Here is a 2,263-nt window from a genome sequence, read left to right as displayed (position 1 = left end):
TGATTGCGGTGGAGCATCTGAATATGTGGAAGTTATTTACAGACAATTCCTTAACAGACAACTCCCACGATCCTTCGCGGGAATGCCTACCTGATCGGGGGGATACTCAGCCCCCCTGATTCCCCCTCCATGCAGCATCATCCAACAATACGTATTCTTTTATTCAAAAAAAGCCTGATTAATTCGCACCATTGTGGCTCGGTCAGCCTCATCAATAAACGTGCCCTGGAGCGTTAAAACCCATCGCACAGACAAACAGACCGTCCTGATTAGACAGAAAAAGAATTAGCAGGCACTCTCATATTTCTGTATTATTGCCACGGGATCGCCAGAGTATTACTCTCGATAACCAGATGAGGATGGAAAGTCAGAGCTGTTGTTACACCAAAGCCTGTTTAGTCAGAGGGTTGACAAGGGGGAAGTCAGAGTGCATTTCCAATGGGGTAGTGCATATATGCTCTGACAGCCAGGTCAGAGACAAGACAAAACAGGAACAATCACACGGAAAAAAACACACATTCCGATTTGCAAATCATTTACAAGGATGAAGGCAGTCATCCGATTCCTGCCATTTAAGCCCAAACAGGCAAACGGCTAACACTACAGCGCTGTCAGGGACAGAAGCACTGGCTCATTTTTTGATCGGACATTGATTCAGGTCAAAGCACCCTCACTTCGGTTTACCCACAATAACCACCAATCTCATAAGTACAATCCGAAGGTAACATGGAGCATGAGCACTGCAACGTTACAGCCGAGCTATAGCGACAAGCTATACAACTACAAGGTAGTTCGGCAGTTTGCCATCATGGCCGTGGTCTGGGGAGTTGTTGGTATGGCGGTAGGCCTGCTGATCGCGTCCCAGATGGTCTTTCCCGAACTCAACCTAGGCTTGCCCTGGACCAGCTTTGGACGCTTGCGGCCACTGCATACCAATGCGGTGATCTTTGCCTTTGGCGGCTGTGTGCTGTTCGCAACGTCCTACTACATCGTCCAGCGCACCTGTCAAACGACACTGGCCATGCCACGGCTTGCCGCTTTCACCTTTTGGGGCTGGCAACTGGTGATTGTTGCTGCGGCCATTACCCTGCCCCTGGGCATGACCTCTTCCAAAGAGTACGCCGAGCTGGAGTGGCCTATTGATATTCTGATCGCGGTGGTCTGGGTCAGTTACGCCCTGGTGTTCTTTGGCACCATCATGAAGCGCAAGAGCAAGCATATCTATGTGGCTAACTGGTTCTTTGGTGCGTTTATTATTACCGTTGCCGTGCTCCATATCGTCAACAGCGCCTCTCTGCCCGTCAGCCTGACCAAGTCTTACTCTGCCTACGCCGGTGCCATGGATGCCATGATCCAGTGGTGGTATGGCCACAATGCGGTGGGCTTCTTCCTTACCGCTGGTTTCCTGGGCATGATGTATTACTTCGTACCCAAACAGGCGGAGCGTCCGGTTTACTCTTACCGTCTGTCCATTGTGCATTTCTGGGCACTGGTCGCCATCTACATCTGGGCCGGCCCCCACCACTTGCACTACACCGCACTGCCGGACTGGGCCCAGAGCCTGGGTATGGTGATGTCACTGGTGCTGCTGGCACCGTCCTGGGGTGGCATGATCAACGGCATCATGACCCTCTCCGGTGCCTGGCACAAGCTGCGGACTGACCCGATCCTGCGCTTTCTGGTGGTTTCGCTCTCCTTCTACGGCATGTCCACCTTTGAAGGCCCGATGATGGCCATCAAGACCGTTAATGCCCTGTCCCACTACACCGACTGGACCATTGGTCATGTGCATTCAGGTGCCCTGGGCTGGGTAGCCATGGTGTCATTCGGTTCGCTCTATCACCTGATTCCCAGGGTATACGGCAAAGAGCAGATGTACAGCGTCGGCCTGATCAATACGCACTTCTGGCTGGCCACCATCGGCACCGTTTTGTACATCGTGGCCATGTGGGTGAACGGGATCACCCAGGGCCTGATGTGGCGTGCCGTCAACGAAGACGGTACCTTGACCTACAGCTTTATTGAGTCCGTAGAGGCCAGCGGCGTCGGCTACATTGTCCGCGCTATTGGTGGTGCCTTCTTTGTGCTGGGCATGCTGGTCATGGCTTACAACGTTTACCGTACGGCCAGTAAATCCCGGGAGCCCTCTTCCGATAAAAAATCCCTCGAACTCAACCCGGCCACTGTACCGGTTGAAGGGAGATAATAATCATGGCTAGCAAACACGACATTATTGAAAAGAACCTGGGCCTGATGGTGATAC

1 protein-coding gene is annotated in these 2,263 nt (G+C 52.6%); it reads left to right on the top strand.

The features are described 5' to 3' along the window. The first annotated feature begins 733 nt into the window (after positions 1-733). Positions 734-2,206: a cytochrome-c oxidase, cbb3-type subunit I gene (gene ccoN, locus KDK14_RS13815; RefSeq protein ID WP_257265754.1), complete on the top strand. Its 1,473-nt coding sequence runs from the start codon at positions 734-736 to the stop codon at positions 2,204-2,206. Positions 2,207-2,263: the final 57 nt, after the last annotated feature.

This window comes from Endozoicomonas sp. ONNA2, assembly GCF_024606365.1.
Classification (GTDB): Bacteria; Pseudomonadota; Gammaproteobacteria; order Pseudomonadales; family Endozoicomonadaceae; genus Endozoicomonas.
Note: the sequence above shows the minus strand (reverse complement) of the source record. Positions and strands in the feature narration are given on the sequence as shown.

Bases quoted from the DNA above. Each gene is read 5' to 3' on its own strand.
- ccoN (WP_257265754.1), top strand. From the start codon at position 734: ATGAGCACTGCAACGTTACAGCCGAGCTATAGCGACAAGCTATACAAC.